General features: G+C 66.0%; 25 protein-coding genes. 6 read left to right on the plus strand and 19 right to left on the minus strand.

All coding sequences use genetic code 11. The features are described 5' to 3' along the window. Nucleotides 1-38 precede the first annotated feature (38 nt). Together hutH and ACWGQ2_RS00170 are read left to right on the plus strand one after the other, a co-directional pair. Nucleotides 39-1,628: a histidine ammonia-lyase gene (hutH, locus tag ACWGQ2_RS00165; RefSeq protein ID WP_452013017.1), complete on the plus strand. Its 1,590-nt coding sequence runs from the start codon at nt 39-41 to the stop codon at nt 1,626-1,628. Nucleotides 1,629-1,637: 9 nt separating this feature from the next. Beyond that, entirely contained in the window at nt 1,638-1,955 is a 318-nt protein-coding gene (locus ACWGQ2_RS00170) for an acylphosphatase (RefSeq protein ID WP_452013019.1), read from the plus strand. A 309-nt stretch (nt 1,956-2,264) separates the two neighbouring features. Here ACWGQ2_RS00170 and ACWGQ2_RS00175 read toward each other — a convergent pair whose 3' ends face one another. The 9 genes from ACWGQ2_RS00175 to ACWGQ2_RS00215 form a co-directional block, all read right to left on the minus strand. Further along, a complete protein-coding gene (locus ACWGQ2_RS00175; protein WP_452013021.1) occupies nt 2,265-3,041 on the minus strand; it encodes a hypothetical protein in 777 nt (258 codons plus the stop codon). 152 nt (nt 3,042-3,193) lie between these two features. After that, on the minus strand, nt 3,194-4,279 hold the full coding sequence (locus tag ACWGQ2_RS00180; RefSeq protein WP_452013024.1) for an NAD(P)/FAD-dependent oxidoreductase: 1,086 nt from the start codon (nt 4,277-4,279) through the stop codon (nt 3,194-3,196). Further along, nucleotides 4,272-5,069, minus strand: a complete 798-nt coding sequence (locus tag ACWGQ2_RS00185) for a hypothetical protein (protein ID WP_452013026.1) — start codon at nt 5,067-5,069, stop codon at nt 4,272-4,274. Before ACWGQ2_RS00185 ends, ACWGQ2_RS00180 begins: the two co-directional genes overlap by 8 nt. A gap of 20 nt (nt 5,070-5,089) precedes the next feature. Then, nucleotides 5,090-5,986 carry an aminoglycoside phosphotransferase family protein gene (locus tag ACWGQ2_RS00190; RefSeq protein ID WP_452013029.1) on the minus strand — a complete coding sequence of 299 codons (897 nt, stop codon included), beginning with the start codon at nt 5,984-5,986 and terminating at the stop codon, nt 5,090-5,092. Nucleotides 5,987-6,114: 128 nt separating this feature from the next. Beyond that, entirely contained in the window at nt 6,115-7,632 is a 1,518-nt protein-coding gene (gatB, locus tag ACWGQ2_RS00195; protein ID WP_452013031.1) for an Asp-tRNA(Asn)/Glu-tRNA(Gln) amidotransferase subunit GatB, read from the minus strand. Further along, nucleotides 7,632-9,134 (minus strand): Asp-tRNA(Asn)/Glu-tRNA(Gln) amidotransferase subunit GatA, encoded by a 1,503-nt coding sequence (gene gatA, locus ACWGQ2_RS00200; protein WP_452013033.1) that lies wholly within the window; start codon nt 9,132-9,134, stop codon nt 7,632-7,634. The genes gatB and gatA overlap by 1 nt, the downstream gene beginning before the upstream one ends. 8 nt (nt 9,135-9,142) lie before the next feature. Continuing rightward, a complete protein-coding gene (gatC, locus tag ACWGQ2_RS00205; protein ID WP_091606413.1) occupies nt 9,143-9,439 on the minus strand; it encodes an Asp-tRNA(Asn)/Glu-tRNA(Gln) amidotransferase subunit GatC in 297 nt (98 codons plus the stop codon). A 166-nt stretch (nt 9,440-9,605) separates the two neighbouring features. Beyond that, nucleotides 9,606-10,100, minus strand: a complete 495-nt coding sequence (locus tag ACWGQ2_RS00210) for a GNAT family N-acetyltransferase (protein ID WP_452013035.1) — start codon at nt 10,098-10,100, stop codon at nt 9,606-9,608. Between the two features lie 134 nt (nt 10,101-10,234). After that, nucleotides 10,235-10,681 carry a TraR/DksA family transcriptional regulator gene (locus ACWGQ2_RS00215; protein WP_452013037.1) on the minus strand — a complete coding sequence of 149 codons (447 nt, stop codon included), beginning with the start codon at nt 10,679-10,681 and terminating at the stop codon, nt 10,235-10,237. Nucleotides 10,682-10,996: 315 nt separating this feature from the next. Between ACWGQ2_RS00215 and ACWGQ2_RS00220 the strand changes: the two genes are divergently transcribed. Continuing rightward, on the plus strand, nt 10,997-11,248 hold the full coding sequence (locus tag ACWGQ2_RS00220) for a hypothetical protein (RefSeq protein WP_452013040.1): 252 nt from the start codon (nt 10,997-10,999) through the stop codon (nt 11,246-11,248). On the opposite strand, the gene ACWGQ2_RS00225 is transcribed toward ACWGQ2_RS00220, so the two are convergent. The 5 genes from ACWGQ2_RS00225 to ACWGQ2_RS00245 all read right to left on the minus strand — a co-directional run bounded on the left by ACWGQ2_RS00225 (nt 11,199) and on the right by ACWGQ2_RS00245 (nt 16,324). Further along, a complete protein-coding gene (locus ACWGQ2_RS00225) occupies nt 11,199-11,945 on the minus strand; it encodes an ABC transporter ATP-binding protein (RefSeq protein ID WP_452013042.1) in 747 nt (248 codons plus the stop codon). The genes ACWGQ2_RS00220 and ACWGQ2_RS00225 overlap by 50 nt on opposite strands. After that, entirely contained in the window at nt 11,935-12,843 is a 909-nt protein-coding gene (locus tag ACWGQ2_RS00230) for an ATP-binding cassette domain-containing protein (protein ID WP_452013045.1), read from the minus strand. The genes ACWGQ2_RS00225 and ACWGQ2_RS00230 overlap by 11 nt, the downstream gene beginning before the upstream one ends. Next, nucleotides 12,840-13,706, minus strand: coding sequence for an ABC transporter permease (locus ACWGQ2_RS00235; RefSeq protein ID WP_452013047.1), 867 nt, complete (start codon nt 13,704-13,706; stop codon nt 12,840-12,842). The genes ACWGQ2_RS00230 and ACWGQ2_RS00235 overlap by 4 nt, the downstream gene beginning before the upstream one ends. Further along, nucleotides 13,699-14,661 carry an ABC transporter permease gene (locus ACWGQ2_RS00240; RefSeq protein WP_452013050.1) on the minus strand — a complete coding sequence of 321 codons (963 nt, stop codon included), beginning with the start codon at nt 14,659-14,661 and terminating at the stop codon, nt 13,699-13,701. Before ACWGQ2_RS00240 ends, ACWGQ2_RS00235 begins: the two co-directional genes overlap by 8 nt. 61 nt (nt 14,662-14,722) lie before the next feature. After that, entirely contained in the window at nt 14,723-16,324 is a 1,602-nt protein-coding gene (locus ACWGQ2_RS00245) for an ABC transporter substrate-binding protein (RefSeq protein WP_452013052.1), read from the minus strand. Nucleotides 16,325-16,472: 148 nt separating this feature from the next. On the opposite strand from ACWGQ2_RS00245, the gene ACWGQ2_RS00250 reads away from it, so the two are divergent. Then, nucleotides 16,473-16,850 (plus strand): ArsR/SmtB family transcription factor, encoded by a 378-nt coding sequence (locus ACWGQ2_RS00250; protein WP_452013054.1) that lies wholly within the window; start codon nt 16,473-16,475, stop codon nt 16,848-16,850. Here the strand turns inward: ACWGQ2_RS00250 and ACWGQ2_RS00255 are convergent. After that, nucleotides 16,847-17,647 carry an inositol monophosphatase family protein gene (locus tag ACWGQ2_RS00255; protein ID WP_452013056.1) on the minus strand — a complete coding sequence of 267 codons (801 nt, stop codon included), beginning with the start codon at nt 17,645-17,647 and terminating at the stop codon, nt 16,847-16,849. The two genes, ACWGQ2_RS00250 and ACWGQ2_RS00255, sit on opposite strands and share 4 nt — an antisense overlap. Beyond that, a complete protein-coding gene (gene ligA, locus ACWGQ2_RS00260; protein ID WP_452013058.1) occupies nt 17,644-19,890 on the minus strand; it encodes an NAD-dependent DNA ligase LigA in 2,247 nt (748 codons plus the stop codon). Before ligA ends, ACWGQ2_RS00255 begins: the two co-directional genes overlap by 4 nt. Nucleotides 19,891-20,064: 174 nt before the next feature. Here ligA and ACWGQ2_RS00265 point away from each other — a divergent pair, with 174 nt between their 5' ends. Further along, nucleotides 20,065-20,508 carry a YciI family protein gene (locus ACWGQ2_RS00265; RefSeq protein WP_452013060.1) on the plus strand — a complete coding sequence of 148 codons (444 nt, stop codon included), beginning with the start codon at nt 20,065-20,067 and terminating at the stop codon, nt 20,506-20,508. Between the two features lie 79 nt (nt 20,509-20,587). Next, a complete protein-coding gene (locus tag ACWGQ2_RS00270) occupies nt 20,588-21,796 on the plus strand; it encodes an RNA polymerase sigma factor (RefSeq protein ID WP_452014453.1) in 1,209 nt (402 codons plus the stop codon). A gap of 260 nt (nt 21,797-22,056) precedes the next feature. On the opposite strand, the gene ACWGQ2_RS00275 is transcribed toward ACWGQ2_RS00270, so the two are convergent. From ACWGQ2_RS00275 to ACWGQ2_RS00285, 3 genes are read right to left on the minus strand one after another with little or no spacing between them, the layout of a single operon-like run. Then, nucleotides 22,057-22,914 carry a hypothetical protein gene (locus ACWGQ2_RS00275; RefSeq protein ID WP_452013063.1) on the minus strand — a complete coding sequence of 286 codons (858 nt, stop codon included), beginning with the start codon at nt 22,912-22,914 and terminating at the stop codon, nt 22,057-22,059. A 51-nt stretch (nt 22,915-22,965) separates the two neighbouring features. Continuing rightward, nucleotides 22,966-23,463 carry a hypothetical protein gene (locus ACWGQ2_RS00280; protein WP_452013066.1) on the minus strand — a complete coding sequence of 166 codons (498 nt, stop codon included), beginning with the start codon at nt 23,461-23,463 and terminating at the stop codon, nt 22,966-22,968. Then, on the minus strand, nt 23,448-26,243 hold the full coding sequence (locus ACWGQ2_RS00285) for a hypothetical protein (RefSeq protein ID WP_452013068.1): 2,796 nt from the start codon (nt 26,241-26,243) through the stop codon (nt 23,448-23,450). The genes ACWGQ2_RS00280 and ACWGQ2_RS00285 overlap by 16 nt, the downstream gene beginning before the upstream one ends. Nucleotides 26,244-26,258 lie beyond the last annotated feature (15 nt).

A 26,258-nucleotide genomic window follows, 5' to 3' on the forward strand; every position in this document is an offset into this window, starting at 1 on the left:
CAGATCAGCACGGCCGGCGAACAGACAGGATAACGGTCTTGGTTCTTTCTCCTCAGGGTTTCACCCCGGATACGGCCCTGCCCGTCGAGGTCGGTACAGGACCGCTGGATCCGCAAGCGGTCCTCGCCGTGGCACGCTCCGGGGCCAAGGTGGCTCTGACTCCCGAATCCATCGCAGCGATGCAGGCTTCCCGCGCCGTCATCGAATCGCTGGCCGCTGACTCCAAGCCCCACTACGGCGTCTCCACCGGATTTGGGGCCTTGGCAATAAAACAGATTCCCCCCAGTCAGCGGGCCATACTGCAGCGCTCGCTGGTGCGCAGCCACGCGGCGTCGTCCGGACAGGAAGTGGACCGCGAGGTGATCCGCGCCCTGATGCTCAACCGGCTCTCCACCCTGGCCACAGGCCGTACGGGAGTGCGGCCGGAAGTGGCCCGGGCGTACGCTGCGCTTCTCAATGCGGGCATTACCCCGGTGGTCGGTGAGTACGGCTCGCTGGGCTGCTCCGGCGACCTGGCACCGCTCTCCCACTGCGCACTGGCCCTGATGGGCGAGGGCAGGGTGCGCGACGCCGCCGGCCGGGAACAGGACGCGTCCGCAGCCCTCGCCACGGCCGGCCTGGAACCCCTTGAGCTGCAGGAGAAAGAGGGACTGGCCCTGATCAACGGCACTGACGGGATGCTGGGAATGCTGGTCCTTGCGACCGCCGACCTGCACCGGCTGCTGACGATCGCGGACATTGCCGCGGCCATGAGCGTCGAGGGCCTGCTGGGGACCGACGCCGTGTTCGCCGCCGACCTGCAGAGCCTTCGTCCCCAGCCGGGACAGGCCGAATCTGCGGAGAACATCCGTACCGTCCTGCGCGGATCGGTCCTGGTGGAGGAACAGAAGACGGGCGAGTTCACCCGGGTACAGGACGCCTATTCACTGCGTTGCGCCCCGCAGGTCCACGGTGCCGCCCGGTCAACGCTGGCCCATGCGGAGCAGGTAGCGGCCTGCGAGGTGGCGTCCGCCGTGGACAACCCGGTGGTGACTGTCGACGGCCGGGTTGAGTCCAACGGCAACTTCCACGGTGCGCCGGTAGGTTACGTCCTGGATTTCCTGGCCATCGCCGCCGCGGACGTCGCGTCCATGAGCGAGCGGCGTACCGACAGGTTCCTGGACCGCAACCGCAGCCACGGGCTGAACGCGTTTCTTGCGGATGATCCGGGTGTGGACTCCGGCCACATGATCGCCCAGTACACGCAGGCCGGGATCGTCTCCGAGCTCAAGCGGCTGGCGGTTCCGGCGTCGGTGGATTCGATTCCGTCCTCCGCAATGCAGGAAGACCACGTGTCCATGGGCTGGGCGGCCGGACTGAAGCTGCGCCGGTCGCTGGACGGTTTGGCACGGGTGCTGGCAGTAGAGGTGCTTACCTCAGCGCGGGCACTGGATATGCGCGACGGCGGCCTTGCCACGGCCCGCAGCGCGCCCGTCTCCACGGCTGTGCGGTCCGCTGTCCGGGCCGTAGTCCAGGGTCCGGGTCCGGACCGCTACCTGGCACCGGAGATCGAGGCTGTCTACCGGCTGGTCTCCGGCGGCGAACTGCTTGCAGCAGCCAACGGTGTACTGGATGAGCCGCTGCACTAGGCTGCAGGCATGAATTCGCTGAACACAGGTACCGGATCTGCAGGCTCCCCCGGAGATGATGTCCGCGTTACGGCAGTGGTCCGCGGAGTCGTTCAGGGCGTCGGGTTCCGTTACCGGGTCCTAAGGCAGGCACTCAAGCTGAACCTGAGGGGAACCGCAGTCAATATGCCGGACGGATCCGTGGTGATCACCGCGGAAGGGCTGCCATCTGCACTGGATGGACTGCTGCTATGGGTACGCTCTCCCTCTGCGCCGGGAGTCGTGGAAAGTGTTCAGGAGCACCACTCCCCTGCAACCGGCGAATTCAGCGGCTTCGACGCCGGATAACCGCGGCAGAATCACCGGCCGACGCCGGAACCAAACGGGCCGCGGCGGAACACGAGCGGCCGGGCTCGCCGGACAGAAACCGGGGCAGACCGCTGGGAAACGACTCCAGACATAAAGAACGCCGGACATGAAGAACGCCGGCAGACTGTGGGGTTGGTTGGGGGGAACAACCCTAGTCTGCCGGCGCCGGATAGTTCACTACGCTATCCATTCATCACTCGCACCCTTATGAGGTACTAACTACGTTAGGACAGCGGTCTGGAAAGCTCCTGTCAGCAAGCTGGCAACTTCCTGAGAGTGAGTGGATGCCTACGCTGCGCGCTTCATATCCGGGGCTGCGGCTCCCGGCTTCCCCTGCGCAGCGGGAAGCTGTCCGGTCCGGGGCCTGCCGGACTTCTTCTTCTTGGACGATGCCTTTTTGTTCACCACGGACTTGCCGGCGGCCGGCCTTCCCGCGGGCTGCTTGTCCATCGCGCCGCCGGCGGCCGGCCGGGCAGCTTCCGGCGCGGCGGGCTTCGGTGCTGAGGACTTCGGTGCTGAGGATTTCTGTCCGGAAGGTTTTGGTTCGCTGACGCGCCCCTGGCCTGCAGCGGCAAAACCGGCGGCCGGCCCTATGAGCGCCTGCTCCGCCAAAGAGTTCCGAAGGGAAGGATCCTGTGCGCCCGGCTCCCGGAACACAGGGACCGCAGCAGCACGCTGCTCAGCACCTGCCTTCCAGGCCGATGCTGCCGGCACGCTGCCGGAGCGCGAAGGGCTGAGGGCTGACCGGATCTCTTCGGCTGCGAAACGTGTGGCGTCCACGAATGCCGCTGCAGCTGCGTCCTGGGGTGCAGTCTCGATCCGGCGCACGGCGGACCGCTTCACGAGCCGGTACAGCGCGGAGGCTACAACCAGAATCGCCATGCCTGTGCCGTACATCAGCGCCAGCGAAAGTGCCAGGGACGTCGTACCGCCAGAGAAGGAGCCATACCCCGCCACGGCCAGGATCAGCCACAGAATACTGACGGCGGTGATGATGGAACGGGCTTTGACGTAGAAGGGACGCTGCTGCACGCCGGCAAGCTGCGGCGGCATAATTTCTGGCACTGACGAGACCTCTCAAAAGCACAAACAGCAGGCTTGGAATAGGAAGTTGGCCGGAGCCGGCCTGCTCTTCAACTCTAGGTTTCCCGGCAGCTTCATTCGACCATTCCCGCGCCGTTTGACCGATTCGTTACACCGTAATGATGAGAGATTGGTCACAGCCCCGCGCGGGTAGGTGAAAGGTCCTCGGAGACGTCCAGCACGGGCTGTATTCCGAGCAGCTGGGCAGCGGCCAGTTCGGCTATCCCGGAGGATGTCTGGAACCCGTAACCGCCCTGGCCGGCGAGCCAGAAGAAGCCGGGAACGGCGTCGTCAAACCCCACCACCGGCACGCCGTCTGCTGCCTGCGTGCGCAGTCCTGTCCAGGCCCGAAGGGTACGGCCCAGCTCCAGGCTGGTCAGTGAATTGACCAGTGCCACCAGCTCCGCCACGTCCTCAGGCCGGTGCCTGGCGTCCTCGGCGGGGCTGGGGACGGCTTCGGACGGGGAGATCAGCACGCCTTCCAGATCCGGCCGGTAGTAAAAGTTGTCCAGCGCTCCGGCCACCATGGGACCGTCCGCCGCGGGCGGATTGGCCGCCTCCACGATGGCGGCTGTCCGGCGGTAGGGCTGCAGCCCCCGCGGCCGGGCACCGAACAGCCCGGCAACGGGGTCAGCCCAGGCTCCGGCGGCGTTGACCACTACGCCGGCGGTGAAGGTCTCCCCTCCTGCCGTTACGGTCCAGGTCCCGCCCGCAGTGCGGGCAGCGGAGTCCACTCTGCGCCCGGTGAGGATACGCCCGCCGCCCGCTTCGATCCGGTCACGGTGCCAGGTCATCAGGATGTCCGTATTGCAGGAGACTGAGGTGGTGTCCAGGCCCGCTGCTTCAAAGTTCCCGGCGGCCAGTTCCGGTGCCAGGCCCACCGCCTCGGCCATGGTGATCGGATGCATGTGTCCGCTGGCGCGGTCCCTGACGTCTTCCTCCCGGCCCACGAGCATAAAGGACCGCGGCACCAGGATCGGCTCGGGAAGGCCGGCTTCGAGTTCGCGGATAAGTGCCAGCGTACGCACCGTGAGGTCCTGCACCACGGGCGGGCCGTAGCTGGGGATCAACTGCCGCGCTGAGCGGGAGGACGTGTGATAGCCCAGTTCGTTTTCCGCTTCTAGGAGGACGACGCCGGTGTCCCCGCCAAGCCGGGAAGCCAGGGACAGGCCGGCGATGCCGCCGCCGATGATCAGAACGTCTGCTGCTGTCTCAGGCACCGGGCACCACCGTCAGGATGGTGGCGTCATCGGCTTTCTCGCCGGTGGCGGCCTGCCGCTCCCGCAGCTCAAGAAGCAGCTGCTGTGCACCAAGCGGCGTGGATGCCGCCCGCAGGAAACTGCACGGACTGTCCACCAGTCCCAGTTCCACCGCCCGCCACGCGCCGTCGGAGGCGAGCACCACACGCCGCGGTGCGGGCAGCCGCACCAGATGGGCATGCTGCACTGCTTCCGGTTCACGGCGGGCCACCCACAGCCGTCCGGGCGTGTTGCGCAGTTCCCGGTCCCGGCGCAGCAGTTCCCGCGCCTGGTCCGGATCCGCAGGGTGTTCACGGTGGACGCGCAGGTCTGCGGGTTCGCTTGTTACGTGCACGACGGATCCATCCTCCAGTTCCACTGCCGCGTGGCAGTCAGCCAACACCAGCACTTCGATGCCTTCCGCAGTGAGCTGTGCCAGGGCCACGGCCGCGCTCGGAAAGCGGGTTCGTTCGCTGCCGGCGCGTTCCTCTGCCACCCGGTCCACCCGGCGCAGCGCGTCGGCCACTACGGCGCCGGCTTCGGAATCGGTTTCCTCCGGGACGGGGGCGCCGGCACTCTCGGCGAGCAGCAGGTCCAGTGTCCGGGCGTACCAGGACGGGTTGGATGCCCCGGGCAGGTCCAGCTCCGGGAGAAGGGAAGTAGCTCCATCAATCACCCAGGCGCTGGCCGCTGCAAAGCCGCAGCTGTCTTCAATGACGTGCCCGTCCCCTTCGGTCTGTATACGGACAGAGTGTCTCCAGGAGTTGGGCATAGCTCATTCTGGCACGGCCCCTAGAGCCAGGAGAGGTCATCGGTGAGGATCTCCATGAGAGTCTCCGAGCCCACGAGGTACAGTCCGGGATGCCGCTGTGCGGCTGCCAGCAAATTCGATGCCATGCACAGCGCCCAGCCCCGTGCCCGCAGCCAGACATAGGGATCGGCGTCGTACCGGGTTCCCAGCGCCGCGCGGAAGGCCCGCCGTCCGGCCGGTTCGAACACCAGCCACGCGGCGGCGAGGTCTGCAGCGGGGTCGCCCGCGGTGAGGTCGCCAAAGTCGATGATGGCCTGGAGTGTCCCGTTTCCGGCGATCAGGTTGGCTGGATGCAGGTCCCCGTGCAGCCACACCGGGTCCGAGTTCCAGGCGGGCGCTTCCAGTGCCTCAGTCCAGAGTTCGCCTATCCTGGCGGCGTGCGGCACCATGCCCGCATGCAGCCGTTCCTGGACGGCCGTGTCCTGTGAGGACAGCGGCCCGCCCACCATGGGGTTGCGCGGGTAGTCCTCCGGCGCCGGCTTGTGGAAGGCGTTGAGGAACTCCGCCAGCGGCGCCGCCAGGGCCACGTTCCGGCCTCTTGGCTGCAGCGAGACGTCCAGCCCGTCAAACCAGGTGCTAATGCTCCAGGGGTAGGGATAGGGCTCCTGCGGAACCCCCGCGAACACCGGAGCGGACGTGGCCGTGGGAAGCCCTGCGGCCAGCGCCGGCAGCCACCGCTGCTCCTTGGCCATCAGGGCTGCAGCGTCTTGCCGGCGCGGCAGCCGCACGGCGAAGTCACTGCCAAGGCGGAAGACGTGGTTGACCCAGCCTTCGCCCACTTCCACAAGCGGGTGGTCCGCCAGCTGCGGCTGCTGGGTCCGCAGCAGACCGCGCACCAGCTCTGCATCCACCCTGAGCTGGGACGGCACGCTAGACATGCCTTGCACCCTACCCCGCCCGCAGCCGTTCGGGCAGGGCGGTTAATGCCGAACGGCCCCGGATCCGGTGCATCAGGTCAGGTGACCATCAGCACCGGCTCCGGGGCCGGAGCGGGTTTGGGCGCGCGCTAGGCGGAGACGCCCAGGCGTTCCAGGATCAGCTCGCGTACGCGGCCGGCGTCGGCCTGTCCGCGGGTTGCCTTCATAACGCCGCCGACGATCGCGCCGACGGCCTGGATCTTGCCGCCGCGGATCTTGTCCGCAACGTCCGGCGCTGCGGCCAGGGCGGCGTCGATGGCTTCGAGCAGGGCTCCGTCGTCGGAAACCACGGCGAGGCCGCGCTTCTCGATGACTTCCTCCGGGGTGCCTTCGCCGGCGAGGACGCCGTCGAGGACCTGGCGGGCCAGCTTGTCATTGATTTTGCCGGCCTGGACCAGGCGGTCCAGCTCCACGATCAGTTCCGGGGTGACACCGGTATCCACCGGGTCCACTTCGGCTTCCTTGGCGCGGCGGGCAACTTCACCCATCCACCATTTGCGGGCTACCTGGGCGGAGGCACCGGCGGCGATGGTCTCCTCGATGGCTTCCATGACGCCGGCGTTGACGACGTCGCGGAACTCGGCGTCGGAGTAGCCCCAGTCGGTCTTGAGCCGCTTGCGGCGTTCTGCCGGCGGCTCGGGCAGGCGGGAGCGCAGTTCCTCGATCCACTCCGGGGTGGTGACCACGGGCAGCAGGTCCGGTTCCGGGAAGTACCGGTAGTCATCGGCGTCGGACTTCGGCCGGCCCGAGGTGGTGGAGCGGGTGTCCTCGTGCCAGTGGCGGGTTTCCTGGACGACCTTCTCGCCGGATTCAAGGACGGCGGCGTGCCGCTGGATCTCGAAGCGGACGGCGCGTTCGACGGCGCGCAGCGAGTTCACGTTCTTGGTTTCCGAACGGGTGCCGAACTTTTCCTGGCCGTACGGGCGCAGGGAAACGTTGGCGTCGCAGCGGACGTTGCCGCGCTCCATCTTCGCGTCGGAAACACCGAGGTTCTTCACGATTTCCCGGATGGCTGCCACGTAGGCCTTGGCGAGCTCGGGTGCACGGGAACCGGCGCCCTCGATCGGCTTGGTGACGATTTCCACCAGCGGAACGCCGGCACGGTTGTAGTCCACCAGGGAGAAATCCGCGCCCTGGATACGGCCTGCCGAACCACCCATGTGGGTCAGCTTTCCGGCGTCCTCTTCCATGTGGGCGCGTTCGATTTCGACGCGGAACACGGTGCCGTCTTCCAGCTCAACGTCCAGCCAGCCGTCGTACGCGATGGGATCTTCGTACTGGGAGGTCTGGAAGTTCTTGGGGGTGTCCGGGTAGAAGTACTGCTTCCGGGCGAAGGTGCAGGATTCGGCGATCTTGCAGTTCAGCGCCAGGCCGATCAGGATCGAGTACTCCACGGCGGTCTTGTTCACCACCGGCAGCACGCCGGGCAGGCCAAGGTCCACGGGGGTGACGTTGGTGTTGGGCTCATCGCCGAACACGTTCGGGGCGTCGGAGAACATCTTGGTCTTGGTGTTGAGCTCCACGTGGACCTCGAACCCCAGTACCGGGTCGTACTTCTCCATGGCCGTCTCGAAGGGAAGGGTTTCTTCCTGGGTGTGCACGGACATTACTTCACTCCTCCAAGTACGGGTGCCGAGGCCAGCAGCGGGCCGCCCCACTTCTGCTCCAGCAGGCCTTCAAGTGCCGCGCCGGCACGGTAGAGGCGCACATCTTCACGGGCCGGTGCCAGGAACTGGATGCCAACCGGCAGTCCGTCGGCCAGGCCGCCGGGGATGGAGATGCCGGGGACGCCGGCCATGTTGGCCGGGATCGTGGCGACGTCGTTCAGGTACATGGCCAGCGGATCGTCCAGCTTCTCGCCCAGCTTGAACGCGGTGTTCGGCGAGGTCGGGGAGATCAGCACGTCAGCCTGCGCGAACGCAGCGTTGAAGTCGCGCTGGATCAGGGTGCGGACCTTCTGGGCTGAGCCGTAGTAGGCGTCGTAGTAGCCGGCGGAGAGGGCGTAGGTGCCCAGGATGATGCGGCGCTTGACCTCGTCGCCGAAGCCGGCGGCGCGGGTCGCGCCCATCACGCGCTCAATGGTGAGCGGCGGATCGGAGGGCAGGCGGCGCATGCCGAAGCGGACGCCGTCGTACTTCGCCAGGTTGGAGGAAGCTTCCGAGGGCATGATCAGGTAGTAGGCGCCCAGGGCGTACTTGAAGTTGGGGCAGGAAACCTCAACGATTTCCGCTCCCGCGTCCTTGAGCAGTTCCAGTGACTCATCGAAGCGGGCCTGCACGCCGGGCTGGTAGCCCTCGCCCTGCAGTTCCTTGATGACGCCGATGCGCATGCCCGCGACGCTGCCGTTGCGGGCGGCGTCGGCGAGGTTACCCACCGGATCGGTCAGGGAAGTGGAGTCGCGCGGGTCGTGTCCGCCAATGACTTCCTGCAGCAGCGCGGCATCCAGCACGGTCCGGGAAACCGGGCCGATCTGGTCCAGCGACGACGCCATGGCGATCGCGCCGTAGCGGGAGACGCCGCCGTAGGTGGGCTTCACGCCCACGGAACCGGTGACGGAGGCCGGCTGGCGGATGGAGCCGCCGGTGTCAGTACCGAGGGCCAGCGGGGCTTCGAAAGCGGCCACGGCTGCTGCCGAGCCGCCGCCGGAGCCGCCGGGGATGCGGTCCAGGTCCCACGGGTTGCGGGTGGGGCCATACGCAGAGTGCTCGGTGGAGGAACCCATGGCGAATTCGTCCAGATTGGTCTTGCCGAGCATCGGCATGCGGGCGGCACGGATCCGGGAGATCACGGTCGCGTCGTACGGGCTCATCCAGCCTTCGAGCATCTTGGACCCGGCGGTGGTGGGCTGGCCCACCGTCACAATGAGGTCCTTGATGGCGATGGGAACGCCGGCCAGGGTGTGCAGTTCTTCACCGGCGGCGCGGGCCTTGTCCACACCGGCGGCAACTTCAAGCGCCTCATCGGTGTTGACGTGCAGGAACGCGTTGATGTCCCCGTCCACGTCGGCGATCCGGTCCAGGTGTGCCTGGGTGACCTCGACGGCGGAAACCTCACGGGAGGCCAGTTTCTCCGCCAGGACGGCAGCGGGAGAGGTAATCAGTTCACTCATGGAAGTCTTTACTCCTCATCCAGGATGGCAGGGACCTTGAAGCGGCCTTCGGCGTTGTCCGGCGCGCCGGACAGGGCCTGCTCATTAGTCAGCGTCTGCCCCACAACATCCTCGCGGAACACATTCGCCAGCGGGATCGGGTGGGAGGTGGCCGGGATGTCCTCGCCGGCAACTTCGCTTACGGATTTGATCGAATCCACGATGACGTCAAGCTCGCCGGCCATTTTGTCCAGCTCGTCATCGGTCATCTCAATGTGGGCCAGCCGCGCCAGATGCGCCACAGCCTCACGATTGATCTCAGACATGAGTCTCCCATGCGTCTTATGCAGTATTTTCGGCCTTACGCCGGTATCCGTACCAGTCTACGGCGTTTGGGCCTTCGGTTCGGGTGGCCGGGACATACAGGGCGCGGCTGCCTCTCCGGCAGTCAGAAAGCAGTGCCCGACGCCGGAGGGTGTGTTCCGTCTGGGGTCAGAGTTCCAGCCGGAAGACCCAGAGAACGTAGTCTTCGCCGGGAACTGTCCAGTCCCGCTCAGGCACGCGTTCGAAGCCCAGGGACAGGTACATGCTGTGCGCCCCGAGCATGCTCGTCATGCTGGTCAGCGACACAGCATGGATTCCCTCCAGGCCGCGGGCGTGCTCCACGATCGCATTGACCAGGGTGCGGCCCACTCCCCCGCGCTGGACAGCAGGATCAACGGCCAGCATGCGGAATTCAAGCTCACCTTCGACGGCGATGTCCGTGTAGGGCTGGCCGGCGAACGTTACGGCAGCTGAGCCTGCAACAACCCCGTCCTTTTCCGCCACCCAGAGCTCTGCATGCTGGTCCCGGTGCTCAACGTTTTCGAGTTCCTGCACGTAAGGATTGTCAGCGTCAATGAACCCGGCCTTCAGGTACGCCTCGCGGGTGATCCGGCGGATGTCTTCATAGTCAGCCGGTGTTGCCCGCCGGACGGTGATGCTCATTGGTGTTACGAATCCTTACGTGGGGGTTGATTTCCACGGTCGATTCTAGCTGCGCATCAGCTGGTCCGGACGCCGGAGGTGACGGCGGGCACTTTCGGCCGGGTCTCCGCCGGCGCCGGGGCTGCAGACGAGCTTCAGCGCCGGCGTGACGCTGCGGCGCAGGCGACGCAGAAACGAGCTTCGGGCCGGATTTCCAGGCGCGCCTCGGGGATGGGCTCTCCGCAGCGTTCGCAGATTCCGTAGGCACCGTCGTCGAGCCTCACCCGGGCGTCCAGGAGCTCTACGAGCGAAGCCTCCAGTGCTGCCAGCATGGAAACCTCATTCGCACGTTCAACGCTCACGGTTGTGCCTTCGGGATCATGCTCGTCATCCGCGGGAGTGTCCTTTGCGGCGGCCGTCACTTCCCGGATATCCGCCAGGACTGTGTCGATTTTCGCGCGGGCCTCATCGATGTGCTCATCAATAATGGCGGCAAAGCGGGCGGTGTCCAGGTCTTTGGGCGTTTCCGGCTTTGGTTCCTGGACACGTGCAGTGACGACGGGTGCCAGCTTGCGCGATGCCGCTGTGACTTTACGTGGCATGGTGCGTCCTTCCGGGTCCATGAATGTCGCTAAGTTCCAACAATTATCCGCGTGGTGGCGCCAATTGCCCGCCCCTGGAAGCCCTGCTTCCCTCAGGGCTTAAACCTCGGCTTCAGGTCCGTGATGCGTGTGGCCAGAGTGCTCCCCGGGAACAAAAGCTCAAGATTCGCTCAAGGCTGGCGCAGGAAACCCACAATTGTCTGCCCCTGCCGAAAACAGGTCAGCCGGATCCGCCCGTTCTGCGCCCCTGTTGGCTAGTCTCGCTTCACCGTTCCTGATTGGTCTCGGAACGGAGTTCCAACACTGGGGGTAGGCATGAAACAGGAAATCCGGCTGGCGCCGGGCATGATCGTCAGCTGCCAAAAAGGCATCAGTTCCGTGAAGCTCCGTGTCATGGGGGCCAGCCGCTGCGATGGCTGCAGCAAGATGGGTGTCATTGTCCAGGTCATGGAGGACGCCGTGGTGGACAACTTCCATTATTGGAGGGGGCACGTGATCGTGATGGACCGGGACAAGATTACGGTGGATTCCAAGACGGCAGTGCCGTCCTGGACCGGATCGTACTAACCCGCCCCGGGGAAACGCGGGGCCCGCTGCCCGATGCCGGTTCGGGTCGTACTGCAGACAGCGTTGCCAGGCCGGTGACGGTTGTGCACCAGGCCTCCAGCAGCATGCGGTCATGGCTCAGTGCCAGGACACCCATGCCGCGGGTCTGGACCTCGGTGCTGATTACCCGAACAAGCCACGCGGTGGTGGCAGCGTCCAGCATCGCCGTCGCTTCGTCGCAGATCAGATACAGCGGCTCTGCGGCCAGCGCCCGCGCCAGGCAGGCCCGCTGCAGCTGCCCGTCAGAGACCTCGCGGGGATACCGCTCCAGCAGGTCGGGTGTCAGCTGCACCTCCGCCGCGAGCTCCCTGACGCGGAGCGCCGCCTCTCTCCGGTTCAGCCGGCGCACCCCTTCGGTTATGACCTGGCGCAGCGTCAGCCGCGGGCTGCAGGAGGCGCGGGGCGACTGGAAGAGCATCGCGATGTTGCCTGCGCGCCCCTTGCCTGCGGGGGGAACAGGCTCGCCGTTGCAGGTCACTGTTCCGGCGGCAGCCGGGATCAGGCCGGCCAGCAGCCGGGCCAGGGTTGTTTTCCCCGTTCCGGAAGGCCCCGTGAGGCCCAGCTGGCGTCCCGCGGGCACCCTCACGGTGACATTGCTCAGGACGGGGACGCCGCCGTAGGGAAAGCCTGCGTTTCGGGCTGCGAGTTCAGCGGGCATAACCTGCTGCCTCCTCCGCCCCGGCCGCCAGCCGGCGGGCAGAGCTGTACTCCACGGCAAGGTCCGTCAGCTCCGGAGAGGTACCGGCCATAGCCTGAAGACCGTTAACGGGGAGGGCTGCCAGCAGGTCCCGTGTGTAGGGATGGGCCGGCAGCCGCAGAACCTCTGCCGCCGGGCCGGTCTCCACGATCCGCCCGGCGTACATGACGGACACCTCGTCTGCGGTGCCGGACTCCATGAGGCGCTGCAGATCGTGGGTGATGAGGACGACGGCGGTCCCGGAGTCGGCGACGCGCCGCAGCATCCTCAGGGTCAGCTGCGCCAGGTCCGGGTCAAGTCCGGAAACCGGTTCATCAGCCAGCAGGACCTCGGGCCCGCCGGCCAGCGCGAAGGCAATCGCCGCCCGCTGCAGCATTCCGCCGCTGAGCTCATGTGGAAATGCTTCAAGGGCGTCCCGGTCCAGGTTCACCTGCTCCAGCAGCTCCTCAGCGCCGGCTGCTCCCCCGAGTTCCCGTATTGTTTCCCGCAGCTGGGAACCCACCCTCCGAACCGCCGTCAGATAGGTTGCCGGGGATTGGGGGACATAGCCGATGGTCCGCCCGCGCAGCTGGGCCGCCCTGGCAGCTCCGCTCCGGCCCGCCGTCAGCGGGATCCGGTCGCCGGAAGCGGCCACGTAGTCCAACCGCCCACCTGCCACCGCACCGGGAGGGAGCATGCCGAGAATCGCGGAGGCCAGGGTGGTTTTCCCGCACCCCGATTCGCCCACCACCGCGTGTACCCGTCCCCGGTATGCGCTAAACGTCACGTCGGTTGCCGCGTGGACCCACGCAGCCCTCCGCTGCCTGCGGACCGGAATCCGCACGGTGTGCCCCTCGGCCCGGATAGCGATGCTGTTCATTGTCTTCCTTCCGTTCGGGAGAGGATGCCGTTCCCGCACGCCGCGACGGCCAGGGTAGTCATCAGCAGGAGCAGCGCCGGGAAGACCAGCGCCCACCAGCCGCCGAGCATCACCTCCGACTGCGCTTCTTTCAGGAGAGTCCCGAGGGACGCCTGGTCCGGGGACAAGCCCAGTCCCAGGAAGGAAAGGGTGGATTCGTGCCAAATGGCGTGCGGAAGGAGCATCACAGTGGCCAGCACCCCCTGCGCAAGCGTTCCGGGAAGAAAGTGCCGCCGGAGCACCTGTCCCCGGGTCAGGCCAAGGAGGTAGGCGGCGTCCACATACTCCCGGCTGCGCAGCGAGAGGACCTCGGCGCGGATAATCCTGGCCACCTGGGTCCAGTGCGTGAGCGCGATGGAGGCGATGATGGCTGTCACTGAACCCCGGAACAGCGCAACGATCACCACTCCCAGCAGCAGATGCGGAACCGCGTTGATGCCGTCGATGACCCGCATCATGATTCGGTCCGTCCGGCCGCCGAGCGCCGCCGACGCAGCTCCTGCGAACATCCCGAGTCCCATTGAGAGCAGTGCACAGAGCACCGCGATGAGCAGTGAAACGCGCAGCCCGGAAGCTAGCCGGAGAAACAGGTCGCGTCCGGCATGGTCGGTGCCGAAGAGATGCTCGGACGACGGCGGAAGCCGGGCAGAGCTGAAATCGGTCAGCTTCTCATCCGTGCCGGCAAGCATTGGAACGAAGAGGGCGTAGGCCGTAATCAGCACCAGGACGGCAATCCCCAAGATGGTGCCCGCGGCGCGGAGTCCCCGCTTCCGGGCAGCGGGACCAGTGAGCCGAAGCTCGGCTGCGTCCACGGCGCTAGACATCGGCCCTCACCCTTGGGTCAATCCAGACGTACAGCAGGTCAGCGAGGAGCGAGCCGGCCAGCACCGCTGCCGTCGTGAGCACCGTCAGAGCCGCCAACAGCGCAAAGTCCAGGGCCTGCGCAGAGGAAACCACCGCTGCGGCCAGTCCCGGCCAGGAAAAGACCGTCTCCACCAGCACGGCCCCCACTATGACCTCCGGGAGGCGGGAGCCCAGAACGGCGATGAAAGGAACCAGCGCGGAGGGCATCACGTGCCTGCGGATGACGGTTTCCTCACGCAGTCCGCGCAGCCTCGCCCCGCGCACGGCGTCGGAGGCGAGCGCCTCGGCGGTGGAGGCCCGCAGGGAAAGGACCAGCCAGGGAACCTGCGAAAGTGCGGTAGCCGCAACGGGGAGCGCCATGTGGCGCAGCACCTGCCCCGCGGTCGGCTCCGTTCCCGGATCGCTCAGCCCACCCCCGGGCAGAACCGCCAGGCCGAGAGCAAAAACGGCAAGCAGCCCGAGGGAAATCACAAACGGCGGCAGCCCCTGCAGCAGCGTTGCGGCGGCGGCAGCGGCCCGGTCCAGGATGCCACCGGGACGGCGGGCGCAGCGGGCAGCGATCAGCAGTGAACCGAGGGCTGCCAGGAACAGTCCGGTGCCGGCCACCAGCAGTGTCCAGGGCAGCCGTTCGAAAATCACTGTCGTGACAGGCTGCCGGAACACCCGGGAATAGCCCAGGTCCCCGGACAGTGCTGATGTCACCCAGTGCCACCACGCCTGGATCCAGGAGCTGCCCAGACCAAGGGATTCCGAGAGCACTTCCCGCTGCTCCGCCGAGGTTTGCGCAAAGCGGTCCCCCAGGTACGCGGCGAGCGGGTCGAACGGCGAGACGCTGGCCAGTAGGAACACCAGCAGGGAGACACCCGCTGCGACGGGCAGCCCCAGGGCCAGGCGCCGCAGAATGATCAGGCGCACCTCCCGCAGGCGCCTCCGCCGTCGGGCTGGCCGGGAGACGGCCGGGAAGCCGGGCACCGGGCTAGTCCTTCGTCCAGTCGCGGAGGCTCCACCAGAAACCCCAGCCGACGTCGTGGGCATGCGGTTCCAGGACGGTCTGGACGTTGTTCCAGCCCTGGTCCTCCTGGACGTAGTTGTGGTCGGTGAACGCCAGCATCACGTAGCCGGGATCCTGGATGTACAGGTCCTGGACGGCCAGATAGTGTTCCGTGCGTTCGTCCGCGTCCAGGCTGCTGCGCGCGGCCTGGAGATGGGAGTCCATTTCCGCGCTGCCGGTACCTCCCGGGTTCGCGAAGGGCGAGCCTCCCGGAAGGGGGCTGTGGAGGGTTTCAAAGAGCTGGGTGTCCAGGTCGTAGGGTTTGTCGCCGCCGCCGAGCAGGATGCCCACTTCCCGTCGGCGTTCCTCGATGACGTTCCAGTCCGTGCCCAGGAGTTTCACATCTACACCGAGTTCGGCCATGTCGGAGGCAAAGGCGAGCGCCAGGTCCCGGCGGAGCGTGTCCGTGGCGTTGTACGCAACCTCAAATGCAGCACGTTGTCCGTCCCTGCCCCGGATGCCGTCTTCGCCGCGCAGCCAGCCGGCGTCGTCAAGCAGCTGCCCTGCTCTCTGCGGGTCGTACGGGAAGACGGCTTCGGGGTCGAAGGCTTCTCCGTAGATCTCAGCAACGGGAGTATGCGCCGGCGTGCCGTGCCCGCCCAGGACGTGGTCGACCATTCCCCTGCGGTCGGCAGCCATGTTCATGGCCAGAACGGCGGCGGGATCCGTGGCAAAGGCATTGTCTGCAGGCAGCGAAAGCCCGCGCCAGTCTGCCGTCTTGACTGCCTCGTAGGAGTACCCGGATCTGCCCTCATACTGCGCGGCCAGCAGCGGCGGCAAGACGGTCCCGTCCACCTCCCCGGCCTGAAGCCGCTGGGCGCGGGAATTGTCATCCGGCACGTGGATGACGGTAACGGTCTCCACCTCCGGAACGCCGTTCCAATGATCCTCGTTGGCTGTGAGGACCGCTTCACCGGGGCGGAGCGACGTCACTTTGTACGGTCCGGATCCTACGGGGTCCGTGTTGAGGGAGGATTCTGCCGCCAGGCCCGGAGTCAGCCGTTCGGACGGAGCGATGCCCAGCAGCAGCCGGCTGGGGAATCCCGCATACGGGTATTTCAGACTGAACGTGACTGTTCCGTCCTCGGCTGCTTGGACGTCCTGGAGCATGTCGTAGGACGTTGCCAGTTCCGACGCCGAGGCGGGATCGATGACGGCCCGGTACGTGGCGGCGACATCTCCGGCATCCAGGTCCGTCCCGTCAGTGAACCTCACGCCGGAGCGGACCTGAACGGTCCATTCGGTTCCTTCGGGATTGCTCTCCGGCATCGCCATTGCCAGCCAGGGCTCGAATCCCGGCAGACTTGAAGACCCGTTCGCGGGGGAAAGGCGCAGCAGGCTGTCGTAGATCTGGGACTGGCCGCTGTCCCCGTGACCGCCCACGGGATTGAACTGCCCGGGTTCGTTGGCGTCAGCCAGAACGATTCCCGCGGCCTCCCCCGGTGGGCCGCTGCAGCCTGCCACTGCCCCGAAGATCAATACGGTGCCGGTGGCCAGGGCCCTGCTCGAATGCTTTTCTGCTGACATAGGGAAACCCCTCAACGTATGCATACGTGTGCAGCTATCGGTGGATCAATTCTCGACTCCCGCGCCGGGCCCAGCTAGGGTTCAGGCATCGGAGGGACGTCTCCACCCGGAATTCGTCCGCGGCCGCAACCTGGAAGGGACGTGGAGCATGGGAGCCCCTCCCGGCGGGACCTTGGGAGATCCCATCTCCCGTGCCTTGGACGCCGTTGATGTTCCGGCCTGGTCCACCCGGTTTGAACTGGTTTCAGACCCCACCCGGCTGCAGCTGCTGCTGTGCCTGCACTTCAGCCCCGGCATTACCGTGACCCGTCTGGCTGAGGCCTCCGGAGTCTCACAGACCGTAGTCAGCCAGTCGCTGCGCAGGCTGCGCGACCGCGAATGGGTGGAGGCGGCGAAGGTTGGCCGGGAACACCACTACCGGATTGTGGATGATTCACTGCACCGGCTGCTTCATCTGATCGGCGCCCCGCACTCTGAGCGGAGCGAAGACCACTCAGACATCCATGGCGCGCCTGGATCCGGTTAGGACGGTGCCGCGGTCCACGCCGTAGTCACGGCAGCCAGCCGCTCGGCGTCGTCCATCCTGCGGTCCGGGGAACCTGGACGGCCCACCGTGAGGCCAGCTTCCTCCGCGATAAGTGCGCCGGCGGCGAAGTCGTGCTCGTTCAGGCCGCGCTCCGCGTAGGCATCCAGGGTGCCGTCAGCCACCATGCACAGATCCAGCGCCGCGGACCCGAGCCGGCGCAGGTCGGCATAGCCGTCCATGAGCTCCGCGAGCCCGGCGTACTGTTCGGTCCGGACCTCCGGTTCGTAGGAGAATCCCGTGCCCAGCAGCTTGCCCGTCCGCTCGGGGTCCGGTCCGTGGAGCTGCCGCAGGGTGCCGTGCTCTGCCAGCCAGGCGCCGTGGCCCTTCGCGGCCCAGTAGACACGAACCAGCGCCGGGGCGTGGACCACACCGGACAGCCACTCGCCGTTGGCGTTCACCGCGGCCACGGAGGTGGCGTAGAAGGGAATGTTGCGGATGAAATTGGTGGTTCCGTCCAGCGGGTCCACTGACCAGCGGATGCCGGAGGGTTCCTCGGGAACGCTGGCTTCAAGTTCCTCGCCGGTCACTGTGTCGAAGGGACGCAGCCGGTTGATCACTTCCCGGACGGCGTACTCGGCCTCGGTGTCATAGGCGGTGACCCAGTCGCCGGAGGCTCCCTTGTTCTCGACGTGCAGCCCCGCCTCCGAGCGTTTGGCCAGCACGGCGGCTCCGGCGGCGGCAGCCTGCCGGGCGACGTCGAGCAGTTCCAGCGGATCGGGTGCGGGTGCTTGGGTCATGGCGTGGTTTCCTCGTCCTCTGCGGTGTCTTCTGCGTTGTCCGCCGGAGCTGAGTCCAGCGGTCCGTTTTCAAGCAGTTGCCGGAACCCGTCCTCGTCCAGCACGGGAACCCCCAGCGACTCGGCCTTGTCCAGCTTGGTGCCGGCGTTCTCCCCCGCCACCAGGTAGTCGGTCTTCTTCGAGACGGAGCCCGAGGCTTTGCCGCCGCGGGTGATGATTGCTTCCTTGGCTTCGTCCCGGCTGAAGTTCGGCAGGGTACCGGTGACGACGACGGTGAGGCCTTCCAGGGTCCGGGGCTGGGAGTCATCCCGTTCGTCAGCCATCCGCACGCCCGCACGGGCCCAGGAGTCGACGATTTCAACGTGCCAGTCCTCGGCGAACCATTCTTCCAGCGCCGCAGCGATGGTCGGACCCACGCCGTCCACGTGCGCAAGCTGCTCTTCCGTGGCTGCCCGGATGTTCTCCATGGAGCCGAACGCGGTGGCGAGGGCGCGTGCCGCAGTCGGGCCCACATGCCGGATGGACAGGGCCACCAGGACGCGCCAGAGCGGCTGCGATTTGGCCTTCTCGAGCTCCTCGAAGAGCTTGCGGGTGTTGGCGGAGGGCTCGGACGGCTTCTTCGCGGTGCCCTTCGTGTAGAAGTACGGCACCAGCTCGGTACCCACTACTACGCCCTTGGAGCGCTTGGGCCGTTCGATCCGAACGTCTGCCAGATCTTCGATTTTCAGGTCGAACAGGCGTGCCTCGCTGGTCAGCGGCGCGTTCTCCGGTTCGGCGGGCGAGGTCAGCGCGATGGCAGCTTCCCAGCCCAGGGCCTCAATATCGAAGGCTCCGCGGCCGGCCAGGTGGAACACCCGCTCGCGCAGCTGGGACGGGCAGGAACGGGCGTTGGGACAGCGGATGTCCACATCGCCTTCCTTGGACGGTTTCAGCGCGGTGCCGCAGGAGGGGCAGTGCGTGGGCATCACAAAGTCCCGTTCGCTGCCGTCGCGGAGTGCGGTGACGGGTCCCACGATTTCCGGGATAACGTCCCCTGCCTTGCGCAGGACCACGGTGTCGCCGATCTTCACGCCTTTGGCCTTCACCACGTCCTGGTTGTGCAGGGTGGCCATCTCCACGGTGGACCCGGCCACCTTGACCGGCTCCATCATTCCGTACGGGGTAACGCGGCCGGTGCGGCCCACGTTCACCCGGATGTCCAGCAGCTTGGTGTTCACTTCCTCAGGCGGATACTTGTACGCCACGGACCAGCGGGGCACCCGGGAGGTGTGGCCGAGCGCGCGCTGCAGGGCGAAATCGTCCACCTTGACCACAATGCCGTCGATCTCGTGGGCCAGGCTGTGCCGGTGCTCGCCGTTGGTGGCGATGAACTCCAGCACCTCGTCATAGGTGTCCAGCACCTTGTAGTAGGGCGAGGTGGGCAGGCCCCAGGCCTTGAGGAGCTCGTAGGTCTCCGACTGGCTGGCGGCTCCCAGGCCTTCGCGAGCACCGATGCCGTGCACGTACATGCTCAGCGGACGCTCCGCGGTGACCTTCGGGTCTTTTTGCCGCAGCGACCCGGCGGCAGCGTTGCGGGGATTCGCGAACGGCGCCTTCCCGGCGTCGACCATTTTCTCGTTGAGCCGCGTGAACTCCTTGGACGGGATAAAGACTTCGCCGCGGATCTCGACCTCGGCGGGAAGGTTCTCCCCCTGGAGGCGGCGCGGGATGGAGTCAATCGTGAGCACGTTGTGGGTGATGTCCTCACCGGTGGTACCGTCGCCGCGGGTGGCGGCCCGGACCAGCTCGCCGTTGCGGTACAGCAGGTTCACCGCCAGACCGTCGATCTTGAGTTCGGTCAGCCACCGGACCTTCGACCCCGGTGCGATGGACGCGATGGAGGCTTCGGCGCGCTTGACCCACGCATCGAGTTCATCCAGTGAGAACACGTCTTCCAGGCTGTACATCCGGGAGAGGTGTTCCACCGGGGCGAACGCCGCGGATACTTCGCCGCCGACTTCCTGGGTGGGGGAATCGTTGGTCACCAGTTCGGGATGGAGTGCCTCGAGCTTCTCGAGCCGGCGGTAAAGCTCATCGAACTCGGCGTCGGAGACCAGCGGGGCGTCCTCGTTGTAGTACGCGAAGCGGTACTTCCGGACCTGGTCGGAAAGGGTCTCGTACTCTTCGCGCAGACTGTCGCTGGGAGGGGTATCCGTGCTGACGGCGTCGACGGCTTCTTCGGGGGAGGTCTTGGCTGTGCTCACCTACCCAATCTTGCCGTATGTGCGACGGCGGCGGGAGCTTTGCGGTGCCCGCCGGCTGCCGCGCGTCCCGGGTCCGGCAAAAAACTTCCCGATGGTTGTCGATATCCATGCGGCCCGTTCGACGGCATAGTAGGAGCTGCACCGAGCGCTCCCTCTAGAGGTCAGGAGAATGCCATGAAGTACATGATGATTATGCGGACCACTGATTCGGCCGTTGAAGCATCCAAGGACATGCCGTTTGAAGAAATCATCAACGCCATGGGCGCCTACAACGAGTCGATGATCAACGCCGGTGTCCTGCTGGCCGGCGAAGGACTGGCCGAGGCAACGGAGGATGCCAACTTCCTGGTGGACTTCGCCCAGGACCCGCCGCTGATCACCGACGGCCCGTACGGCGAGACCCACGAGCTCTTCAACGGATTCTGGATCATCCAGGCTTCCTCGAAGGAGGAGGCTGTGGAGTGGGCCAGCCGGTGCCCGCTTGGCCCCGGCGCCAAGCTGGAAGTCCGGCGGGTTACCGATGCCTCTGACTTTGAGGACTTCGCTGACAACGAGTACATCCAGAAGGAAGAAGGGTGGCGCGCGCAGGAAGAGAAGCTGCGCGCAGAGAACCCCTAGCGCCGTGGCGGATGCAGGCAGCGGGGTCCCGGCGGGTGAGGAGACGGCTGGTGAGGACGCGGCGGCAGTCCGCCACCGGATAGACGCCGTGTGGCGGATTGACGGTGCCGGGATTGTCGCGGCCCTGGCCCGTGCCACCGGGGATCTGGGTCTGGCGGAGGACGTTGCCCAGGAAGCAGTGGCTGAGGCGCTGGCCTCCTGGCCAGCTGGGGGCGTGCCGCGGAACCCGGCTGCGTGGTTGACCTCCGTCGCCAAGCGCCGCGCGATTGATGCCTGGCGGCGGGCGGAGCGTCTCGAGGAGCATTACGCGGATCTCGGCAGGGAGCTCCGGGACGAAGCCGCCCCGGCATGGGATCCGCTGCCGGACGACGTCCTGAAACTGATTTTTGTGGCCTGTCATCCGGTGCTGTCCCGTGAAGCGCAGGTGGCGTTGACCCTGCGGATTGTGGGCGGACTGTCCACCGGGGAGATCGCGCGGCTGTTCCTGGTTCCGGTGGCTGCGGTGCAGCAGCGGATTGTCCGGGCAAAGAAGACCCTGGCCGCCGCCCGGGTTCCTTTCGATGTGCCGGAACCGAATGAATGGGGAGCCCGTCTCGGCGGGGTGCTCGCGGTGATCTACCTTCTGTTCACGGAGGGGTACGCGGCGTCTGCCGGACAGTCGTGGATGCGCCAGGACCTTGCAGCAGAGGCACTGAGGTTGGGCCGGCTGCTGTCCCGGCTTGTTCCGCGGGAGCCGGAGGCGCTCGCCCTGGTAGCGCTGATGGAGTTCCAGGCGTCCAGGTTCCGCGGCAGAACGCTTGCGGATGGGTCACCCGTGCTGCTGGCCGACCAGGACCGCACGCTGTGGGACCGCGCCCAGATTGAGCGCGGACGGGCTGCCCTGGCTCAGGCTGATGCTCTGGGGCGGGGCCGGGGCAACTATGCGCTGCAGGCTGCGATTGCGCAGTGCCATGCGGTTGCGCCGAGTGTCGAGGGTACGAACTGGCAGCGGATCGTGTTGCTGTATGAGGCTTTGGGCCGGATGGCACCGTCTCCTGTAGTGGAGCTGAACCGCGCGGTGGCGGTATCCATGGCCACCGGTCCGGCGACGGCGCTGGAGATCGTGGACCGGCTTGCTGCCACGGGTGCGCTCCGCGGTTCATATCTGCTGCCCAGCGTGCGGGGTGAACTGCTGTCCCGCCTCGGCCGGGTCGAAGAGGCACGGACTGAATTCAGTACTGCTGCTGCGCTGGCGCGCAACGACCGGGAGCGGGAGGTCCTGGAGGGCCGCGCTGCAGGAATGCCTTAGCGCGTCAGCAGATCGTGCTCGGTCAGAACGAAGTCGGAGAGGTCTTCCCAACGAAACTTTCCGTGATAGTCACCCGGTCCGGCGATAGTGATTTCCGGGATCTCTCCGCGGTGAATCTGTCCCCCTGCAGCACACCGTACATTCCCGGGACCCGCATCCCGTTGGGCAAGTATCGCTGTGCGCGCCGGCACTCTGGCTCGGCTGCCCTCTCCTCTCCGGTATCGGGGAGTGGTGGCACCAGCCGTAATCTAGTCACCGGGTCACCCCCGGAATGCCAGGGACGGCAACCGGTTCTGGATCACCTGAACATCCTGCGCCTGCGACGCCGGCACCACCGTCCAATACACCCCGGCATCAGCCTTGTTCAGCCCCAAAGCCTCAGCCCGGTCCGCGTTATGCCCGGTATAGAACAACCGGTAGACCTGCCCGTCCCTACCCTGGGCAACGTCGGTGATCCTGAACGGCTCCCCCTGCCACGAACACGTCGCCAGCAGCTCATAGAAGTCCTGAATCTCCCCCAGCCCTACCGTCCGGCGCCAAACCCCCTTCGGGGTCCGCTCAAAACCCTCCGCTCCGGGATCCGATGTAGCCGCCACTTCAACGGAACGGCCCTCGTCCACCAAATCAGCACGGAACACCTGCCCCTGCCACACCGCCGACCAGCCCATAATGTGCGACGGCATATGAGCACCAGGCCGGGAAATCCCCGAGGCATCGGATACACCCCAGCCGGTCGCCACCTCAAAATAGACGGCAATCAGTTCCTCAGGCTGCCCGGCCCGGATCCGCCACAGCTCAGCTCCCGGCGGAATGGCACATTCATCCAGGAAATACACCGGAACCACACCACCGGACCACGCCGCGAAACCCGTCCCCGTAAACGGTGGACGGTCCACAAACTCCGGACCTGCCGCATCGTGCACATAAACGGACAACGGCACCTGGAACCGCAGCACATCAACGTACCCGGCAGCCCGGTCCCACGGCGACCCCGGGAAATCCAGGCCATGAACAGCAAACAAGTCCTCCGGCGTCCGCGCATCCGCCGCATCCCCGGCATTCACCACAAACCCCGAAACCGTATCCCGGTTACCACCCACCAGAAAATCAACCTGCACCGGACTCAAAGCCTTCTGAAAATAAGCCACTGCTGCCCCTCGGTAGATCAATCAGTCCGTGCCAAACGGAATAGTTTCTACTCTGATATCCCGAACCCGGTCTGCGGGAAGCCAGCCGGCAACGAATACGTATTCCAATGGTTCATTCTCGCTAAACGGCGTGAAATTGTGGTTGTTGATGAGTTGACGCTTGTACTGCGTCGCCATCGGGTCAATACTTTGCACGGCCAGCTTCCCCTCATCATCTTCCGCGATGACCACAAAGTTACGTCCCCGGCCCATATTCCCAGTCACCTCAACACTGTGACGGTTGGTAACTTCTCCTGCCGGGACATCGAGGCTGTGGGCAAGAGGGGTCTTTGCAAATCGGTTGGGAAAGGTCGCAGTATGCCATTCCGGGCCCGGTGAGTCGCCGCCGTTCTGAACCAGGGTCAGATACCCCTCATATGGTTTCAGAGACCACAGCTCGAACTCTTGCCCCTTCCATGTCCCGTAATTTCCCGTGAGTTTTGACCCATCTCTTCTCCACATAATTACAGGCTTACCCATCCGGTTTTTTGATTAAAGACTCCCACTAATACTTCGTTCCCGTCTCTGTCGATCCGCCACATTTCCGCGCCCGATTCCATTATCACACCCCTGTCGACCTTGAGTTCCGGAACCACAGGCAAAGCGTCCACCCTGCTGCTCGTTAGGCCGTGGCCGGTGTTCGGCCATTCCGCGCGGTCAGCAAGTGTTCCTGCCCCTGATTCGGTATTCGCGTGTTCCCGGTAGATTGCGATGTCCTGCTCCATGAGCCGGATATCTTCGGGCGTGAGCGCTCCGTCGGCTTCTCTGATCTGCTCTGCGACCCGGTCACGGCGCAGCTCCTCGACGCGGAGATGGTTGGAATAGTCAGGGATGTGGATAGGTGCCGCCTTTTCTGCGTGGAACCGGACCGCATAAACAGCTTCAGTTCCTCCGACCTTGTAAGGCATGCTGCCGTCGGGAAGAACGTAGTCCAACCGCAGGCCCAGGATAATCTCGTCTACTGTTCGCAGTAAGGCGGTGTCGGACGCCTGCGAGATGAACCCGCCCATACTGCCTGCAAAGCGGTCCTCATTGGCTAGGACAACGCGGGCATCGTCAGCGCCCATGATCTTCTGGAACGGCTGGCTGATGTCGCCGCTGCCCAGCAAATGCCGGACATCGTGGACCATAATCGCCTGTGCATCGGTCAGGTCGTAGTAATAGCGAGTCGGGATTCCGCGCAGTGCATTCTCCAGCGGGCCGGCACCAGGGTGAACCGGTCCCCGGGCCTCGCCGGCGAAGGCCTTCTCCAACAGGTCAGCAACCTGGGACTCCACCACATTCGGCGGCAGCTTGCCGTCCGGGCCGCGCAGCCCATCCAGGGTCTGGAACTCTGCCGGCGAAAGATGGGTCCCAAGGAAATCGTCGGTGTTCTTCCACGTCGCAGGATCCAGGGAACGCTGCAGCTGCGCAATCTGGTCATTCCGGGTCGAGACAGTGTGCGTACGTTCCCCGAGGTCCACCTTCTCGGCCCGACCTTCAGCGTCGTAGTGCACAACCGGCTTGGGCGCAGGCGCATCCATTGCATCCGGCGCATCAGCTGACGCGGGCGAATCAGCGTCACCGTTCCGCGGTCCACCGGCAGCATCGTCAACCGCAGCAGCACCAGGGGGCACATCGTCGGCATCGCCCTTTCCACCCGGACGGGCGTCGTCGCCATGCACACGTCCCGCTGGAGCAGACGTCTCCGTTGTGTTGCTCGACGGCGTGCGGTCCTCCGGGACGGCATGGCCAGGCTTGCCCGACGGCGGCTCTGCGCCAGAACCGTTGCCGCGCGCTGGGACATCCGGTGCAGATGACCGGCCGTTACCGGAGGACTCAGGAACGTTCGTGCGCACCGGGGCATCCGGTGTCGCCGTCGAATGCGGGACCGTGGACCCGGCACCCGAACCGCCGCCGGTGCGGGCCGGCGGAGTGTCCGGAGTGAAGGCCATGACGCGGGGGCCTGCCCCGCCGGCACCAGCCAGCGCAGGAGTGCCAAAACGGCCGTGCCCGGCATTGGCCAGCACAGTATCCACCTTGTTCACGGCCGCCCGGCCCGAGTCGATCAGGAACTGATCCGCTGCCTGCCACGCAGCGCCGACCTTCCCGACGGTCACGCGGGAGGTGTCCACCACCGTGGTGATGGCGTTGATCTTGAATGCCTGCGCGGCGTCGGTGACCTTCACCGTCACCCCGGCTACCTTGCCGATACCGGTGGCATTCACCACGGCCGAGACCTTGCCCGAGGCATTGGCGACATCGCCGATCTTCCCCGCTACCGAACCGACCTTCGCCGTGGCACCGGCACCGGCTGTGAGCAGGATCGTAGCCAGGTCGAACGACGTCGCTCCGGCAGCGTACGCGGGATCGGTCTGCCACTCGTCCCAGTGGATGGCAGCCTTGCCAACTGCCAGCAGCTCATCCCCCGCCTGCCGAACACGGTCACTGTTACCGCTGGCGTGCAGGGCAATCTGGACCACAGGGCTGGTCACGATGGCCAGGTTGACCGCGAGGTTACCCAGGCCCTTCCAGGTCTGTTCAAAGGCCTCCGCGCCGCCGAGCCCAACCATGTTGCCGAGCCCGGTGACGGTGCCGGTAACACCGCTCCACACACCCTTGCCAAAGGACGCCACCCCGTCCCAGGCGTCCCGGTACCAGGGTTTGTCCCATTCGGTGGGCTGTCCCCAGGGCACGTTGCCCTCCACCGCTGCGGCGTCGAGCTGTTCCCCGCTGAAGCCGAACTCCACTTCGCCGGTCCCGGCGCCTTCTTCGGTGGTCAGCACATACTTCGGGCCGCCGTAGATGGCGCTGATCGCGTTGGCGCAGACGCGCTGGGCTTCCTGGAGATCTGAGTACAGCCGGTTCAGGTCGCCGATGATGTTCTGCTCGGCCTGGATCACGCCTTCGTCGTCGTCCCAGTCATCCTGGCTTCGGCCGCGAATCCGGGAGAAGAAGTTTGCAGCGTCGGCTTTAACCGCGTCCAGCCGCAGCTTGAGGGAGTCCACGGTATCCGCGTAGGCCAGGACCGCTGTATCGACGGTGCCAACGTCCGAATCGAGATCTGTGGCGGAGGACGTAACCGGGCGGAAAGCGTTGAACACCACTTCGGAACCGGCAATGTCGTAAACATCCGGTGACTGCAGGTGTCCCCATGCGACGGCCGATTCCTCCGCGGTGTCCACGACCTCGCCGACGGCGCTGACGAGCGCGGCGGCGGCTGCCCGGATCGCTTCCGGATCCGGCAGCACAGCTTCGAATGCTGCGATGTCGATGCTCAATGGATTCCCCCGGTT

Source organism: Arthrobacter sp. NPDC055585 (assembly GCF_053619115.1).

Coding starts and splice junctions, on each gene's coding strand:
- ACWGQ2_RS00230 (WP_452013045.1), bottom strand. CDS start 12,843: ATGAACAGCATCGCTATCCGGGCCGAGGGGCACACCGTGCGGATTCCG.
- ACWGQ2_RS00210 (WP_452013035.1), bottom strand. CDS start 10,100: ATGAGCATCACCGTCCGGCGGGCAACACCGGCTGACTATGAAGACATC.
- ACWGQ2_RS00220 (WP_452013040.1), top strand. CDS start 10,997: ATGAAACAGGAAATCCGGCTGGCGCCGGGCATGATCGTCAGCTGCCAA.
- ACWGQ2_RS00235 (WP_452013047.1), bottom strand. CDS start 13,706: ATGTCTAGCGCCGTGGACGCAGCCGAGCTTCGGCTCACTGGTCCCGCT.
- ACWGQ2_RS00185 (WP_452013026.1), bottom strand. CDS start 5,069: ATGCCCAACTCCTGGAGACACTCTGTCCGTATACAGACCGAAGGGGAC.
- ACWGQ2_RS00265 (WP_452013060.1), top strand. CDS start 20,065: ATGAAGTACATGATGATTATGCGGACCACTGATTCGGCCGTTGAAGCA.
- ACWGQ2_RS00170 (WP_452013019.1), top strand. CDS start 1,638: ATGAATTCGCTGAACACAGGTACCGGATCTGCAGGCTCCCCCGGAGAT.
- gatA (WP_452013033.1), bottom strand. CDS start 9,134: ATGAGTGAACTGATTACCTCTCCCGCTGCCGTCCTGGCGGAGAAACTG.
- ACWGQ2_RS00280 (WP_452013066.1), bottom strand. CDS start 23,463: ATGGGTAAGCCTGTAATTATGTGGAGAAGAGATGGGTCAAAACTCACG.
- gatC (WP_091606413.1), bottom strand. CDS start 9,439: ATGTCTGAGATCAATCGTGAGGCTGTGGCGCATCTGGCGCGGCTGGCC.
- ACWGQ2_RS00255 (WP_452013056.1), bottom strand. CDS start 17,647: ATGACCCAAGCACCCGCACCCGATCCGCTGGAACTGCTCGACGTCGCC.
- ACWGQ2_RS00225 (WP_452013042.1), bottom strand. CDS start 11,945: ATGCCCGCTGAACTCGCAGCCCGAAACGCAGGCTTTCCCTACGGCGGC.
- ACWGQ2_RS00215 (WP_452013037.1), bottom strand. CDS start 10,681: ATGCCACGTAAAGTCACAGCGGCATCGCGCAAGCTGGCACCCGTCGTC.
- ACWGQ2_RS00245 (WP_452013052.1), bottom strand. CDS start 16,324: ATGTCAGCAGAAAAGCATTCGAGCAGGGCCCTGGCCACCGGCACCGTA.
- ACWGQ2_RS00250 (WP_452013054.1), top strand. CDS start 16,473: ATGGGAGCCCCTCCCGGCGGGACCTTGGGAGATCCCATCTCCCGTGCC.
- ACWGQ2_RS00190 (WP_452013029.1), bottom strand. CDS start 5,986: ATGTCTAGCGTGCCGTCCCAGCTCAGGGTGGATGCAGAGCTGGTGCGC.
- gatB (WP_452013031.1), bottom strand. CDS start 7,632: ATGTCCGTGCACACCCAGGAAGAAACCCTTCCCTTCGAGACGGCCATG.